This is a genomic window from Kitasatospora sp. GAS204B, assembly GCF_029892155.1.
GTDB lineage: Bacteria > Actinomycetota > Actinomycetes > Streptomycetales > Streptomycetaceae > Kitasatospora.
The window spans coordinates 1-13,601 of record NZ_JARZAG010000027.1 but is presented as its reverse complement, the minus strand read 5'-3'; the positions used below and the strand labels follow the sequence as shown (position 1 = coordinate 13,601).

11 protein-coding genes and 1 riboswitch are annotated in these 13,601 nt (G+C 72.9%); of the genes, 4 read left to right on the top strand and 7 right to left on the bottom strand.

Annotated features, from left to right (window positions below; genetic code table 11):
* Window positions 1–100 precede the first annotated feature (100 nt).
* Window positions 101–445, top strand: a complete 345-nt coding sequence (locus P3T41_RS29415) for a rodlet layer protein (protein ID WP_280693589.1) — start codon at window positions 101–103, stop codon at window positions 443–445.
* A gap of 87 nt (window positions 446–532) precedes the next feature.
* Here P3T41_RS29415 and lpdA read toward each other — a convergent pair whose 3' ends face one another.
* The 6 genes from lpdA to P3T41_RS29385 form a co-directional block, all read right to left on the bottom strand.
* Window positions 533–1,942 carry a dihydrolipoyl dehydrogenase gene (gene lpdA, locus P3T41_RS29410; RefSeq protein WP_280693588.1) on the bottom strand — a complete coding sequence of 470 codons (1,410 nt, stop codon included), beginning with the start codon at window positions 1,940–1,942 and terminating at the stop codon, window positions 533–535.
* Between the two features lie 125 nt (window positions 1,943–2,067).
* Entirely contained in the window at window positions 2,068–3,045 is a 978-nt protein-coding gene (locus tag P3T41_RS29405; protein ID WP_280693587.1) for an alpha/beta hydrolase, read from the bottom strand.
* A gap of 116 nt (window positions 3,046–3,161) precedes the next feature.
* Window positions 3,162–3,857: a pyridoxamine 5'-phosphate oxidase family protein gene (locus P3T41_RS29400; protein ID WP_280693586.1), complete on the bottom strand. Its 696-nt coding sequence runs from the start codon at window positions 3,855–3,857 to the stop codon at window positions 3,162–3,164.
* Between the two features lie 11 nt (window positions 3,858–3,868).
* Window positions 3,869–4,798, bottom strand: a complete 930-nt coding sequence (locus P3T41_RS29395; protein WP_280693585.1) for a pseudouridine synthase — start codon at window positions 4,796–4,798, stop codon at window positions 3,869–3,871.
* 74 nt (window positions 4,799–4,872) lie between these two features.
* Window positions 4,873–5,538 carry a class I SAM-dependent methyltransferase gene (locus P3T41_RS29390; RefSeq protein WP_280693584.1) on the bottom strand — a complete coding sequence of 222 codons (666 nt, stop codon included), beginning with the start codon at window positions 5,536–5,538 and terminating at the stop codon, window positions 4,873–4,875.
* 89 nt (window positions 5,539–5,627) lie between these two features.
* On the bottom strand, window positions 5,628–6,425 hold the full coding sequence (locus P3T41_RS29385) for an SAM-dependent methyltransferase (protein ID WP_280693583.1): 798 nt from the start codon (window positions 6,423–6,425) through the stop codon (window positions 5,628–5,630).
* Between the two features lie 239 nt (window positions 6,426–6,664).
* Here P3T41_RS29385 and P3T41_RS29380 point away from each other — a divergent pair, with 239 nt between their 5' ends.
* The gene (locus P3T41_RS29380; protein WP_280693582.1) at window positions 6,665–8,110 is read left to right on the top strand and encodes a serine hydrolase domain-containing protein; all 1,446 of its coding nucleotides are present in this window, start codon (window positions 6,665–6,667) and stop codon (window positions 8,108–8,110) included.
* A 225-nt stretch (window positions 8,111–8,335) separates the two neighbouring features.
* Window positions 8,336–8,495: riboswitch (cyclic di-AMP (ydaO/yuaA leader) on the top strand.
* Between the two features lie 7 nt (window positions 8,496–8,502).
* Window positions 8,503–9,360 (top strand): LysM peptidoglycan-binding domain-containing protein, encoded by an 858-nt coding sequence (locus tag P3T41_RS29375; RefSeq protein WP_280693581.1) that lies wholly within the window; start codon window positions 8,503–8,505, stop codon window positions 9,358–9,360.
* A gap of 110 nt (window positions 9,361–9,470) precedes the next feature.
* On the opposite strand, the gene P3T41_RS29370 is transcribed toward P3T41_RS29375, so the two are convergent.
* Complete coding sequence (locus P3T41_RS29370) at window positions 9,471–9,893, bottom strand: MarR family transcriptional regulator (RefSeq protein WP_280693580.1); 423 nt, start codon at window positions 9,891–9,893, stop codon at window positions 9,471–9,473.
* Window positions 9,894–10,056: 163 nt separating this feature from the next.
* Here P3T41_RS29370 and P3T41_RS29365 point away from each other — a divergent pair.
* On the top strand, window positions 10,057–13,601 hold a 3,545-nt coding region (locus P3T41_RS29365; protein ID WP_280693579.1), incomplete at its 3' end, for a helix-turn-helix domain-containing protein.

Sequence of the window (13,601 nt, the reverse complement as noted above, 5' to 3'; positions counted from 1 at the left end):
GACCCGGGCGTTGAACGCCACGTCGCGACCAACGTTCGGACACCGGCGCGCGGTCCGCTCAGCACCGCCCGCGCCGGTCATTGTCGAGAGGATATGACTCATGCTCAAGAAGGTTCTGGCGGGCACCGGGATCGCCGTCGCTTCGCTGGCCACGCTGGCCGCGCCCGCGATGGCGATCGGCGACGCGGACGGCTCGGCGACCTCGGTCTCCGGCAACGGCGGCACCAACGCCACCGGCACCATGGGCAACCACAGCCCGTCGTACCACGCCGCCGACAACCTGAACCTCTGCCTGCCCGAGGTGCACCACGTGCAGGTCGGCGTGCTGGTCCCGGTCCAGGTCGACGTGCCGATCGCCAACCAGCAGCAGCACCAGATCTGCAACGTGGGCGAGACCACCCAGGGCAACGGCGACGGCCCGCTGCTCTCGCACGCGATCGGCTGACCTCGCCGCTGCCGCAGCACGCAGCACGCAGCACGCAGAGGCCCGCGCGGGCGTCCCCGCGGGCCTCTGGTCGGCCAGTCGGGCAGGTCAGAAGTTGATCATGTGCCCGGCCAGGCCGTGGATGGCCTCCTTGACCGCCTCGCCCAGGGTCGGGTGGGCGTGCACGTTGCGGGCCACCTCATGCACCGTCAGGTCCCACTGCTGGGCCAGGGTCAGCTCCGGCAGCAGCTCGGTGACCTCGGGGCCGATCAGGTGGGCGCCCAGCAGCTCGCCGTACTTGGCGTCGCTGATGATCTTCACGAACCCGATCGGGTGGCCCAGGCCGTGCGCCTTGCCGTTCGCGGTGAACGGGAACTTGGCGACCTTGACGTCGTATCCCTGCTCGCGGGCCTGCGCCTCGGTCCAGCCGAAGCTGGCCACCTGCGGCTGGCAGTAGGTGGCACGCGGGATCATCACGAAGTCCACCTCCATGGTCTCGACGCCGCCGATGGTCTCGGCGGCGATCACGGCCATGGTCTCGGCGGCGTGCGCCAGCATCAGCTGGGCGGTGACGTCACCGATCGCGAAGATGTGCGGCACGTTGGTGCGGCCGCGCCCGTCCACCGCGATCGCGCCGCGCTCGGTCAGCGCGACGCCGGTGGCCTCCAGGCCGTAGCCCTGCACCCGGGGCGCGAACCCGATCGCCTGGAGCACCTTGTCGGCCTCCAGCACCTCCTGCTGCCCACCCCGGGTGACCGTGACCCTGACCTTGGCGTTCGGGTCACTGTCGTCGATCGAGTCGACCCGGGTCGAGGTGAGGACCTGGATGCCGAGCTTCTTGTACTGCTTGGCCAGCTCGGCCGAGATGTCGGCGTCCTCCAGCGGGACCATCCGGTCCAGGAACTCGACGATGGTCACCTTGACGCCGTAGCTGTTCAGCACGTAGGCGAACTCGACGCCGATCGCGCCGGCACCGGCGATGATGATGCTCTCCGGCAGCGCGTCGGTGAGGATCTGCTCCTCGTAGGTCACCACCCGCTCGCTCAGCGAGGTGCCGGGCAGCAGGCGGGTGGTGGCACCGGCCGCGATGATCACGTGGTCGAAGGTGACGGTGGCGAAGCCGCCCGCGGTCAGCGCGACCTGCAAGGTGTGGTCGTCGATGAAGGTGCCGCGGCCGTCGAACTCGTCGATGGCGTTCTTCTTCATCAGGTAGTGGATGCCGGCGACCCGGCCGTCGGCCACCTTGCGGCTGCGCAGGAACGCCTCGCGGTAGTCGAAGGTGACCTGGCCCTCGACCTTGATGCCGAAGGTCTTGGCCTCCCGGGTGAAGATGGTGGCCAGCTCGGCGTTGCGCAGCAGCGCCTTGGAGGGGATGCAGCCGACGTTGAGGCAGACACCGCCCCAGTACTTCTCCTCGATCACCGCGGTCTTCAGTCCGAGCTGGGCCGAGCGGACGGCCGCGGTGTAACCGCCGGGGCCGGCTCCCAGGACTACGACGTCGTAGTGGTTGCTGCTCATGATTCTCGTTCCGGTCCTTCGGTGCGACGTTCGGTGGAGGCACCCGGTGGGGCGCTCCATGAGATGGTGCCGCAGCCGACTGTATTCCCAGCGCTCCACGTCGACCACGTGTACCCACCTGCTGACTACAGCCGCAAGTGATCCAGGAAGGCCAGCAGCTCGGCGTTGACCTCCGTCGGGCGCTCCTGCTGCGTCCAGTGCCCGCAGCCCGGCAGGATCACGCTGCGGAACAGCTTCGGCGCGATGCTCGGCAGGCTCGCCACCAGCTTGTCCACCCCGTACATCGCACTCACCAGGTCACGGTCGCCGCCCACGTACAGGGCGGGCACGGTGATGCCCAGGCCCTGGAAGGCCGACAGCAACTCCTGGTTGCGGTCGATGTTGCGGTACCAGTTCAGCGGCCCGGTGAACGCGTGCTCGCCGTGCGGGGCGTAGTCCGCGGCGAAGGCGGCGATGTCCTCCTCGGTCAGCCAGTGCGGCAGTTCCTTCGGCTCGGGCAGCGAGTCCAGCAGCGTCTGGCCGTCCGGGACGATCCACGGGGCGGGCTGGCTCGGGTTGTCGCCCGACGCGCCGTACAGCGTCCGGCGGAAGGTGGTCGGCAGGTCCCGCGCCATCTCGGCGTCGGCCACCCCGGGCTGCTGGAAGTAGTGCTGGTAGAAGCCGTCCCCGTAGCGGCGCCGGCTCAGCTCCACCGGCACCAGGCCTGCGGGCAGCCGCGGCGGCACGCTCAACCCGGCGACCGCGCTCACCAGGTCGGGCCGGAGCATCGCGGTGATCCAGGCCACCGGCGCGCCCCAGTCATGGCCCACCACCACCGCCTGCTCGGCGCCCAGCTCCCGGATCAGGCCCACCACGTCGCCGACCAGGTGCGGCAGCGTGTAGGCGTCCACCGCGCTCGGCCGCTCGCTGCGCGCGTAGCCGCGCTGGTCGGGCGCCACCACGCGGTAGCCGGCCTCGGCGAGCGGCGCGAACTGGTGCCGCCAGGAGTACCAGCTCTCCGGGAAGCCGTGCAGCAGCAGGACCAGCGGGCCCTCGCCCTGCTCGGCGATGTGCAGGCGGACGCCGTTGACCTCGACATGGCTGTGCTTGACCGCATGGACCACGATGACTCCCTCGGCAGACACTGAACGTCAGGAGACAGCCTAATCAGTCAACTTACCGAAGAGTAGCGAGGGTTCGGACAACTTCCGGCCGCGCCCGGACTCACGGCCGGCGCGGGTTACGGCCAGAGCAGCTCGCGCCGCCAGCCGTCGTCCCGCGAGCCGCGCCGGTAGACCAGCCGCAGGTGCCGTCGGTCCGCCGCGCCCTGCCAGAACTCGACCTCCCGCGCCCGCACTCCGTACTGCGTGTAGCCCTGCGCCACCAGGCCCGGCTCCGCCGCCAGCTCCCGTTCGGCCGCACCCCAGGCCGCCCAGAACTCCTGCGCCGTGCCCAGCCGCTCGCTCTGCCGCCCCACCAGCGCGGCCGCCCGCGACTTCGGGCTCAGCAGCCGGAACACCTCACCGGCCGCCGCCGCGTCGCCGGGGGTCACCTCTCCCCGCACCCGCACCTGCCGCCCCAGCGCCGGCCAGTACCAGGTGAGCGCGGCCCGCGGCTCGGCCGCCAGCTGGCGGCCCTTGGGGCTGCGGGCGTCCCCGGCGAACCACCACACCCCGAGCTCGGGGTCCACATCACGCAGCACCACGATCCGCGCGTCCGGTGCGCCGTCGAGCCCGACCGTGCTCAGCGTGACCACCTGGGCGTCCGGCGACTCCACCCGCAGCGCGTCGAGCAACCAGCTCACGAACAGCTCACCCGGCCCGGCCGGCGCCGCCTCGGGAACGAACCCGGGCAGTTCGCGCGCCATCGCCGGCCGGCCGAGCAGCAGTTCCCGCAGCGCGGCCAGGTCGGCAGCGGGTGCCTCGCCCCCGGTCATCCCGCCGCCGCTCATGCTGCCGCCGCCCAGGCCGCCAGCGCCCGGCGCGAGCGCAGCCGCACCGGCTGCCCGCTGACCGGATCGGTGAACGCCAGGCCGGCGGCCAGCAGTTGCAGGGGCGTGCCGAAGTCGTCCGGCGCCGCCTCGGGCAGCACCCGCGGGTAGACCGGGTCGCCGAGGATCGGGATGCCCAGGCCGCTCATGTGAAGCCGCAGCTGGTGGGTGCGACCGGTCAGCGGGGTGAGGCGGTAGCGGGCCAGCTCGCCGCGCCGCTCGATCAGCTCGATCCGGCTCTCCGCGTTCACCGGCCCGGGCACCTCGCGGGCGGCGATCACGCCGCGCTCCTTCACGATCCGGCTGCGCACCACCCGGGGCAGCGCCAACCCGGCGTCGTAGCGCGCCACGGCCTCGTACTCCTTGGTCACCAACCGGTCCCGGAACATGGTCTGGTACGCGCCGCGCGTGTGCGCCGTCGCCACGAACATCACCAGCCCGGCGGTCAGCCGGTCCAGCCGGTGCGCGGGAATCAGCTCGGGCAGCTCCAGGTCGCGCCGCAGCCGGGAGAGCGCGGTCTGCACCACGTGGCTGCCGCGCGGGGTGGTCGCCAGGAAGTGCGGCTTGTCGACCACCACCAGGTGCTCGTCCCGGTGCACCACCTCGAGCTCGAACGGCACCGGGACCTCCTCGGGCAGGTCGCGGTGGAACCAGACGCTCGCGCCGGGCTCGAACGGCGTGCCGTGGTCGACCGGGCCGTGCGCGCCGACGATCTCCCCGGCGCGCAGCATCTGTGCCAGCCGCTCGGCCACCCCGTCCGGCAGCCGGTGGGCCAGGTAGTCGGCCACCGTCGGCCAGGGACCCTGCTCGGGCAGCCGGACCCGGACCGGATCCACCCCGTCGCGCTGCGGCAGCGGAGCGGGGGCGGGCTTCGTCCTGCGTCTCATGCCGCAGAGCCTACGGGGGTTCACCCGCGCCCCGACAGCTACGCCGCAGACGCATGAAGCGACCGCTGCCCTGGTCAGCCCGGCAGTACCTGCGTGATCCGCCAGAGGCGGCGCGGCAGTTCGCCCTCCTCGAACGGGTGGACGTCGACCGACCGCCACCCCGCGCCGAGCGCCTCGACCAGCTCACGGGAGAAGAAGTGGACGGCGAAACCGCCGTGCTCCCAAGTGTCGTCGCCATGGCCGATGCCCGCTCCGTAGTGGGCGTCGCCGGTGTGCCGCACCGTGTAGACGAAGACGCCGCCCGGGCGCAGCACCCGCCGCACCTCGGCGACCAGGGCGTGGATCTCCTCGGTGGAGAGCGCCATGCAGAGCAGCATGTGCGCGAAGACCGCGTCCACCGAAGCGGCTGCCGGCGGCAACGGCTGGCGCACGTCGTGCACCGCCGTGGTGACCCGCCCGGCCACCTGCCGGGCCTCGGCCGCCGCGCGCAGTTGGGCCAGGCCCACCGGGCTGAAGTCGGTGGCGAGCACCGAGAACCCCTCGCGCGCGAAGTAGAGCGCGTCACGGCCGTGCCCGGCGCCGAGTTCCAGCACCTCGCGGGCGCCGGCCGCCCGGAAGGCGGCGGCCGCGTGCACCGCGGGCTCGGAAGGCGCGGCTCCGTACATGCCGGGGTTCTGGTCGTAGGTGCGCTGCCAGTGCTCGCGCTGCGTTCGAGCCAGTTCCCGCTCGTCGTGCGACACGCTGCCGTCCTTCCGCTCGATCCGCGCTGACCAGCGTAGACGGCAGTGGACGTCAAGGATCCCGCCGCCGGCGCGGCCGGGAGGTCAGCTCAGCTCTTGCGCCCGACCCCCGCGTACATCCACCGGGTACTGGCCTCCGTCGGACCCTCCGCGCGCCAGAGCGGCACGAAGTCCACTCCGGGCTCCAGCAGTTCCCAGCCGTCGAACAGGTCGGCCACCTGTGTGCGGGTCCGCAGCCGGATGCCCGAGGTGGTCTTGTCCCAGGTCTTGGCCACCTCCGCGGCCCGCTCGGGATTGCCCTCGTGGGTGCTGTGCGAGAGCAGCAGATAGCTGCCGGGCGCCACTCGCTCGCGCACCCGCCGAACCGCCTCGCGTGCCTCCTCGTCCGTGACGAAGTGCAGCACCGCCAGCAGCAGCACGGCCACCGGCTGCCCCAGATCGATCAGCGCGGCCAGCTCCGGACGCTCGAAGAGCTCGTCCAGCTCCCGCACGTCCCCGGTCAGCACCGTGGTGGTGCGGTTGTCCGCCAGCAGCGCGCGGCCGTGGGTGAGCACGATCGGGTCGTTGTCCACGTACGCCACCCGGGCGTCCGGGTCGATCGACTGTGCCACCTGGTGGACGTTGCCGGGCGAGGGCAGGCCGGCACCGATGTCGACGAACTGCCGGACCCCCGCCTGCGCGGCCAGCTGGACCGCCCGGCGCAGGAAGGCGCGGTTCTCCCGGGCGGCTGCCGGGATGTCCGCCGACGCGCTGATCGCGTGCTCGGCCGCCTGCCGGTCGGGCGCGAAGTTGTCCTTGCCGCCGAGCCAGTAGTCGTAGATCCGCGCGGGGTGCGGCCGGTCGGTATGAAGATCCGTCAGATAGCTTCCGTGCTCGGACTGCTGCACCGTCTCCCCCTTGCTCCACGCCCGTTCGTGGGCGGCCCGGTGCAGCATAGCGGTCGCGTTCGAATCGGTACGGCGGCGGGTGCGGGCGCAGACGCGAACCGGTACGGCGGCGGGTGCGGGGCGCGGACGCGGTTCGCCGCTCCGATTTAATGCCGGGCCACGCCTGGTGGGCCCGGGTAAGGTCGAGCGATCCGATCCCCGCGCCGACACCCCCGGCCGCCTTGCGAATGCGAGATCAGATGACCGACCCGGCTGCCGAGTTGCCGTACAACGAGCAGCGAGCCGACGAACTGTCACCCCCCGCCCTGCCGGTGCCCGACCTGCTGCCGGAGACCGTGCGGGCGCTGCGACACCGCCTCGCCGTCGGACAGGCCGAGGGCCGCACACCCTCCCTGGTCGGCGCGGTGGTCCGCGACGGGCGGCTGGTGTGGACCGACGCCCGCAGCATGATCGAGGGCCACGCGCCGGACGAGAACGTCCAGTACCGGATCGGCTCCATCTCCAAGACCTTCACGGCCGTCCTGGTCATGCGCCTGCGGGACGAGGGTCTGATCGACCTGGCCGACCCGCTGGAGCAGCACCTGCCCGACACCGCCGCGGGCGGCGCCACGATTCGCCAACTGCTCAGCCACACGGCCGGCCTGGCCGCCGAGACGCCCGGCCCCTGGTGGGAGCGCACCTCCGGCGAGCTACGCCCCGAGCTGGGGCACCTGCTGGAGGACCAGCCGTTCCGGCACTCCGGCGGGGAGCGCTTCCACTACTCCAACCCCGGCTTCGCGCTGCTCGGGGCGCTGGTGGCCAAGATCCGCCGGATGCCCTGGATCGACGCGCTGCGCCAGGAGGTGCTGGAGCCGCTCGGCATGACCCGCACCACCCTGCTGCCCCAGGCCCCGCACGCCGGCGGGTTCGCGGTGCACCCGTGGGCGGACGTGATGCTGCCCGAGCCGCTCACCGACACCGGCCTGATGGCGCCGGCCGGCCAGCTCTGGTCGACCGCCGCCGACCTCGCCCGCTGGGCCGCCTTCCTTGCCGGCGCCACCCCGGGCGGCACCGGCAAGGTGCTCTCCCGCGACACCCTCGCCGAGATGCGCCGGCCCGCCGCCGCGCCGGAGGGCGACTGGAGCTCGAGCTACGGGCTCGGCCTGCAGCTGCTGCGCCAGGACGGACGCCTACTGATCGGCCACGGCGGCTCGATGCCGGGGTTCCTGGCCGGCCTCTGGGTGAGCCCGGCGGACGACGTGGCCGTCGTCACACTGACCAATGCGACGTCGAGTCCCTCGTTCTGGCCGGTGGCCGGCGAGTTGCTCGCGATCGTGGCCGAGCGCGAGCCCCGGTTCCCCGAACCGTGGCGCCCGTTCACCGACGCCGATCCCGAGCTGCTGGCGCTGACCGGCCCCTGGTACTGGGGGCCCACCGCGCTGGCCCTGCAGCTGCGGGCCGACCGCACCCTGGAGCTCAGCTGGCTCGCCACCGGCGCCCGCCGCGCCCGCTTCCGTCCCGAGCCCGACGGTTCCTGGACCGGCCTGGACGGCTACGACGCGGGCGAGTCGCTGCGCGTGGTGCTCGCCGCCGACGGCTCGGTGAGCCACCTCGACCTGGGCACCTTCGTGCTGACCCGCACCCCGTACGACCCGGCCGCGGCCGTGCCGGGCGGGGTCGACCCGCAGGGCTGGCACGCGGGCTGACGGAATCTCAAATCACGCGGAGATAACAACGCCCATTGTGAGGGGAATCACGCGAGGAATCCTCCGCTGGATGCTTGACGTTTTTCTGACTCTCTCCCAGGTCGAACATGAGACACCTCACATTGGCTTGTGATAGGACCTTCGACCTGATTACGGTGCATCTCGTTCGTCTTCACACGAACCCCGCTCCCCGGAACGCCGAATCCTGCCGCCGGACGGAGTGGGCACGTGCATACACAGCACCACGGCAGGGGCGGGGGACCCAAAGGTAAGTCGCCTCACCCGGATTCTCCGGGCGGGGCTTGGGGTGAAGCCGCGCAACTGCGCGGCCGGGCAACTCCAGCCCGAATCCGACAGCTCACCTCGCAGGCGTGGGAGAGGAAACGCTTTTCATGCTGTCCGTCAACGGTCGCTCCAGCCTGCCCAACCGCGCCGCCCTCAAGCGCGCCATCGCCGTCACCGTCCTCGCCGGTGTCGGCGCCGGTCTGCCGCTGATCGCCGCGACCGGCGCCAGCGCGGCGCCGCTCCACCAGGCCGGCTACGGCCACCACCACACCGCCGAGCAGGGTTACGGCTACACCGCCCACCAGGCCGCCGCCCCGCAGGCCGCCGCCGCTCCGGCTGCCGCCCCGCAGGCCGCCCCGGCCCCCGCCGCCGCTCCGGCCGCGCCCGCCGGCTACACCGTGCAGAGCGGCGACTGGCTGTCCAAGATCGCCACCAGCCACAACGTGCAGGGCGGCTGGCAGAAGCTGTACGAGCTGAACAAGTCCACCCTGACCCACGGTCCGGACGTGCTCTACCCCGGCCAGCACCTGGCGCTGGGCGCTGCCCAGACCGCCCCGGCCCAGGCCCCGGCCGCCACCCAGGCCCCGGCTCCGGCCGCGCCGGCCGCCGCGCCGAAGGCCGCTGCCGCGGTCGTCGCCGCCCCGGCTGCCGCGCCCGTCGCCGTGAACGTCAGCAGCCCGAGCTCGCTGCAGGCGCTGGCCGCCTCCATCGTCCCGGCCGACCAGCTGGCCTCGTTCGACCAGATCATCACCCACGAGAGCGGCTGGAACGTCAGCGCCACCAACCCGAGCTCCGGTGCCTACGGTCTGCCGCAGGCGCTGCCCGGCAACAAGATGGCCGCCGCCGGTGCCGACTGGGCGACCAACCCCGCCACCCAGATCAAGTGGGCGCTGCAGTACATGGACACCACCTACGGCAGCCCGAACCAGGCCTGGGCCTTCTGGCAGGTCCACCAGGCGTACTGATCACCCCGTGATCAGCAGCCACAGCTGCAGCCGTAGCTGAACCGGCCGGCCGGTCGACAGGTCCTCGCACCTGACGACCGGCCGGTCGGCTTTTCACGCCGCGGGTCGGATCAGTCCGCGGCGCCGTAGCGGACCAGGTAGCCCGCCAGCCGCGCGACATCGTCGTCCGTCCAGTCGGTGAACCGCTCGGTGAACGACTGCCGCCGCATCTCGTACGCCTCCCGCAGCAGCGCCAGGCCCTGCTCGCTCGGGCGCAGGATCTGACCGCGCTGATCCTCCGGGTCCACCTCGCGACTCAGCAGCCCCAGCTTCTCCAGTGCGCCCACCTGCCGGCTCACCGTCGACTTGTCGAGCAGGAAGTACGCCGCCACGTCCGCCGCCCGGCAGCCGCCGCGCTCGTTCATCAGGTCGAGAATGCTGTAGGTCACCAGCGACAACCCCGGATGCAGCTGCGAGGCCTTGTGCCGGGCGCGGCGCGCGAAGGCGGTCAGCTCGCGCTGGATGGTCTCGATCGATTCGTCCCGACCCGACACGCTCGTCTCTCTTCTCCCGCGCCGGAATCTCCCGCGCCGACCTCTCCGATACTGGTTGCGCAGTACAACATAGCGGCCGACGGTGGTCCGAGGCGCTCATCACAGCCGGTAACCTTTCGTTGACAGATCCGACAGATCCGACAGGCCGTCAGTGGAGTGACAGATGGATCGGCATCCACCGACGGACCCGCCCGTCCGCTCCGCCACCACCTCGCCCCAGGAGTTCGGCGCGGAGCTGCGCCGGCTGCGGACCGCGCGTGGGCTCTCGCTCAGTGCGCTGTCCCGACTCCTGCACTACAGCAAGGGCTATCTCAGCAAGATCGAGAACGGCAGCAAGCCGGCCGGCCCGGACCTGGCCCGCCGCTGCGACCAGCTGCTGGACGCCGACGGCGCTCTGGTCCGGCTCGCCGACCCCGAGCCGGCGCCCGAACGCGCGCCCGGCGGCCTGCCCGCGCCCGCCGCGACGGACCGTGCGCCTACGCTGCCCTGCCCCTATCCCGGCCTGGCCGCCTTCGGTCCGCAGGACGCCCGCTGGTTCGCCGGCCGCGAGAGCGCGCTGACCGCCCTGCTCGATCGCCTGGCCGAGCGCGCCGGCCACGGCCCGCTCGCCCTGGTCGCGCCGTCGGGCGCCGGCAAGTCCTCCCTGCTGCGGGCCGGTCTGCTGCCGGCGCTGCGCCGCGGCGCGCTGCCCACCACTCGCCCCGGGCCCCAGCGGGTGGTGGTCTGTACACCCACCGGCCGGCCGCTGACCGCGCTCCGCCGGGCCCTGGAAGCCGAGCCACCCACCGCCGACAGTCCCCACGCCGAGGCCCTTGTCCCCCGGCCGACCGGCGACGGCGGCGGCAGCGGCCTGGTGCTGGTGGTGGACCAGTTCGAGGAGGTGTTCACCCTCTGCCCGGATCCCGCCGAGCGGCGCGCGTTCATCCAGGCCCTCTGCGAGCTCGCCGCCGATCCGGGGCCCTCCCCCACGCTGGTGGTGCTCGGCGTCCGCGCCGACTTCTGCGGCCGCTGCCTCGAACACCCCGAGCTGGTCCCCGTCTTCACCCGCGGCGTACTCGCCCTCGGCCCGATGACCGCCGCCGAGCTGCACCAGGCGATCACCGGTCCGGCTGCGGAGGCCGATCTGCTGCTGGAACCCGGCCTGGTCGAGGTCCTGCTCCGCGACCTCGGCCTCGCGGGCATCCCGCACCCGGCCGGCTCGCCGGAGGACCCGGCCACCGCGATCGCCGCACCGCTCCAGGCCGGGCTGGCCGGCGTCCTGCCGCTGCTCTCGCACGCGCTCCTCGCCACCTGGCAGCAGCGCGAGGGGCGCACCCTGACCGTCGCGGGCTACCTGCGCACCGGCGGCATCCAGGGCGCGATCGCCGCGACCGCCGAGAACCTCTTCGCCGGCCTGACCGGCGAGGGCCGCCAGACGGCCCGTCAACTGCTGCTCCGCCTGGTCCACGTCGCCGAGGACAGCGAGGCCACCCGCCACCCGGTTCCGCTCGACCAACTCCGCACCCCTGCCGCCGCCCCCGTCCCCAGTCCCGGCGCCGCTGCGGCCCTCGCCAGTGGCTCGACCAGCGGGTCCAGCGCCGGCGACCAGGTCGGCCCCGTTCTCGATGCGTTCGTGCAGGCCCGGTTGCTGACCGTCGACAGCGAGACCGTGCTGATCACCCACGAGGCCCTGATCCGGGCCTGGCCCCGGCTGCGCGGCTGGCTGCACGCGGACCGGGCCGGTCTGCTGGTCCGTCAGCAACTGGCCGAGGCCGCCGCCGAATGGGAGCGCGAGGGCCACGACCCGGCCCTGCTCTATCGGGGGACCAAGCTCGCCGCCGCCTACGAGTACCTGCGCGATCCGCGCCGACGCGCCGAACTGAGCCCGGGCGAGGCCGCTTTCCTGACCACCGGGCACGACCAGGAAGCGGCGCGCGAGCGGACCGTGCGACGCCAGACCCGCCGCCGGCGGCAGTTGCTGGTCACCCTCGCGGTGCTGCTGGTGCTGGCCGTCACCGCGGGTGGCGTCGCCTACCGGCAGCGGGCCGAGGCGTTCGCCGGGCGCCGGACCGCGCTCTCCAAGGCGCTGGCCGCCGAATCGGCCGCGCTGGCGGCCGGCAGACCGGAGGCCTCGATGCTGCTGGCCGACGAGGCCTTCCGCACCGCCCCCACCACGGAGGCCCGCAGCGCGCTGCTCAGCAGCCAGTCCCAGGCCTTCGCCGGTCGGCTCTTCGGACACACCGGGCCGATCAACGCCGTCGCCTTCAGTCCGGACTCGACCCGGCTCGCCACGGCCAGTGCGGACGGCACGCTGAAGGTGTGGCAGGTGACGAGCCGCCAGCTCGACACCACGCTCACCGGACACGGCGGGTCGGTGCGCACGGTCGCGTTCAGTCCCGACGGCCAGACCCTGGCCTCCGGCAGTGCCGACGGCACGGTCCGCCTGTGGGACATGGCGGGCCGCCGGCTGCCGGTCACCCTCTTCGGCAACGGCGGCGGGGTCCGCTCGGTGGCGTTCAGCCCGGACGGCCGGACCCTGGTCTCCGGCGGGGCCGACCGCAACGTCCGGCTCTGGGACACCACCAGCCACACCCTCACCGCCACCCTCACCGGACACACCGACGAGGTCCTCGGCGTCGCCTACAGCCCGGACGGCCGGCTGGTCGCCTCGGCCGCCGCAGATCACACCATCCGCCTCTGGGACACCACCGGCCACACCCTCACCGCCATCCTCACTGGACACAGCGACGAGGTCCTCGGCGTGGCCTTCAGCCCGGACGGGCACGCCCTGGCCTCCGGCTCCGCCGACCGCACCGTCCGACTCTGGGACACCACCAGCCACAGCCTGATCACCACCCTCACCGGACACAGCGACGACGTGAACGGCGTGGTCTACACCGACGGCGGCGCCACCCTGGTGAGCGCGAGCGGCGACGGCACCGTGCGGCTCTGGGACCTGGCCACCCGCCGGATCATCGCCACCCTCTGCGGCCACACCGACTACGTTCAGGGCGTCGCCGTCAGCCCGGACGGCGCGGTGATCGCCGCCGCCGGATTCGACCAGACCGCCGCGCTCTGGCAGTTGGGGGCGTCCGCGCTCACCGTGCACCCGTTCACCGAGATCTGGCAGACCGCCTTCAGCACCGACGGGCGCACCGTCGCGGCCGCCGACGCCGCACATACCGTGCGGCTCTGGGATGTCGCGCGCCACACCCTGGTCGGCACGCTGGACGGCCACAGCGGCTCGGTCTTCGGCATCGCCTTCAGTCCGGACGGCCGGTTGCTCGCCTCGGCGGGAGCCGATCAGACCATCCGACTGTGGGACCTCGCCGCACACGCCCAGGTCGCCGTCCTGACCGGCCATCAGGACTCCGTCTTCGCCGTGGCGTTCAGCCCGGACGGACAGTTGCTCGCCTCGGCCGGCGAGGATCGCACCGTGCGCTTCTGGGACGTCCGAACCCGGCGGCAGGTCGGCGTGCTGACCGGCCACACCGACTTCGTGAACACGGTCGCCTTCAGCCACGACGGGCGGACCCTCGCCTCCGGGAGCGACGATCTGACGGTCCGGCTCTGGGACGTCACCGCCCAGCGCCTGTCGGCCACCTTGACCGGGCACACCGGCTCGGTGCGCGCGGTGGCCTTCGCCCCCGACGGCCAGACCCTGGCCAGCGCCGGCAACGACGGCACCGTCCGCACCTGGGACACCCACGACCACACCCTCACCGCCAC

Excerpts from the sequence above, each read along its gene's own strand:
- lpdA (WP_280693588.1), bottom strand. The coding sequence starts at position 1,942 with ATGAGCAGCAACCACTACGACGTCGTAGTCCTGGGAGCCGGCCCCGGC.
- P3T41_RS29395 (WP_280693585.1), bottom strand. The coding sequence starts at position 4,798 with ATGAGACGCAGGACGAAGCCCGCCCCCGCTCCGCTGCCGCAGCGCGAC.
- P3T41_RS29400 (WP_280693586.1), bottom strand. The coding sequence starts at position 3,857 with ATGACCGGGGGCGAGGCACCCGCTGCCGACCTGGCCGCGCTGCGGGAA.
- P3T41_RS29415 (WP_280693589.1), top strand. The coding sequence starts at position 101 with ATGCTCAAGAAGGTTCTGGCGGGCACCGGGATCGCCGTCGCTTCGCTG.
- P3T41_RS29380 (WP_280693582.1), top strand. The coding sequence starts at position 6,665 with ATGACCGACCCGGCTGCCGAGTTGCCGTACAACGAGCAGCGAGCCGAC.
- P3T41_RS29375 (WP_280693581.1), top strand. The coding sequence starts at position 8,503 with ATGCTGTCCGTCAACGGTCGCTCCAGCCTGCCCAACCGCGCCGCCCTC.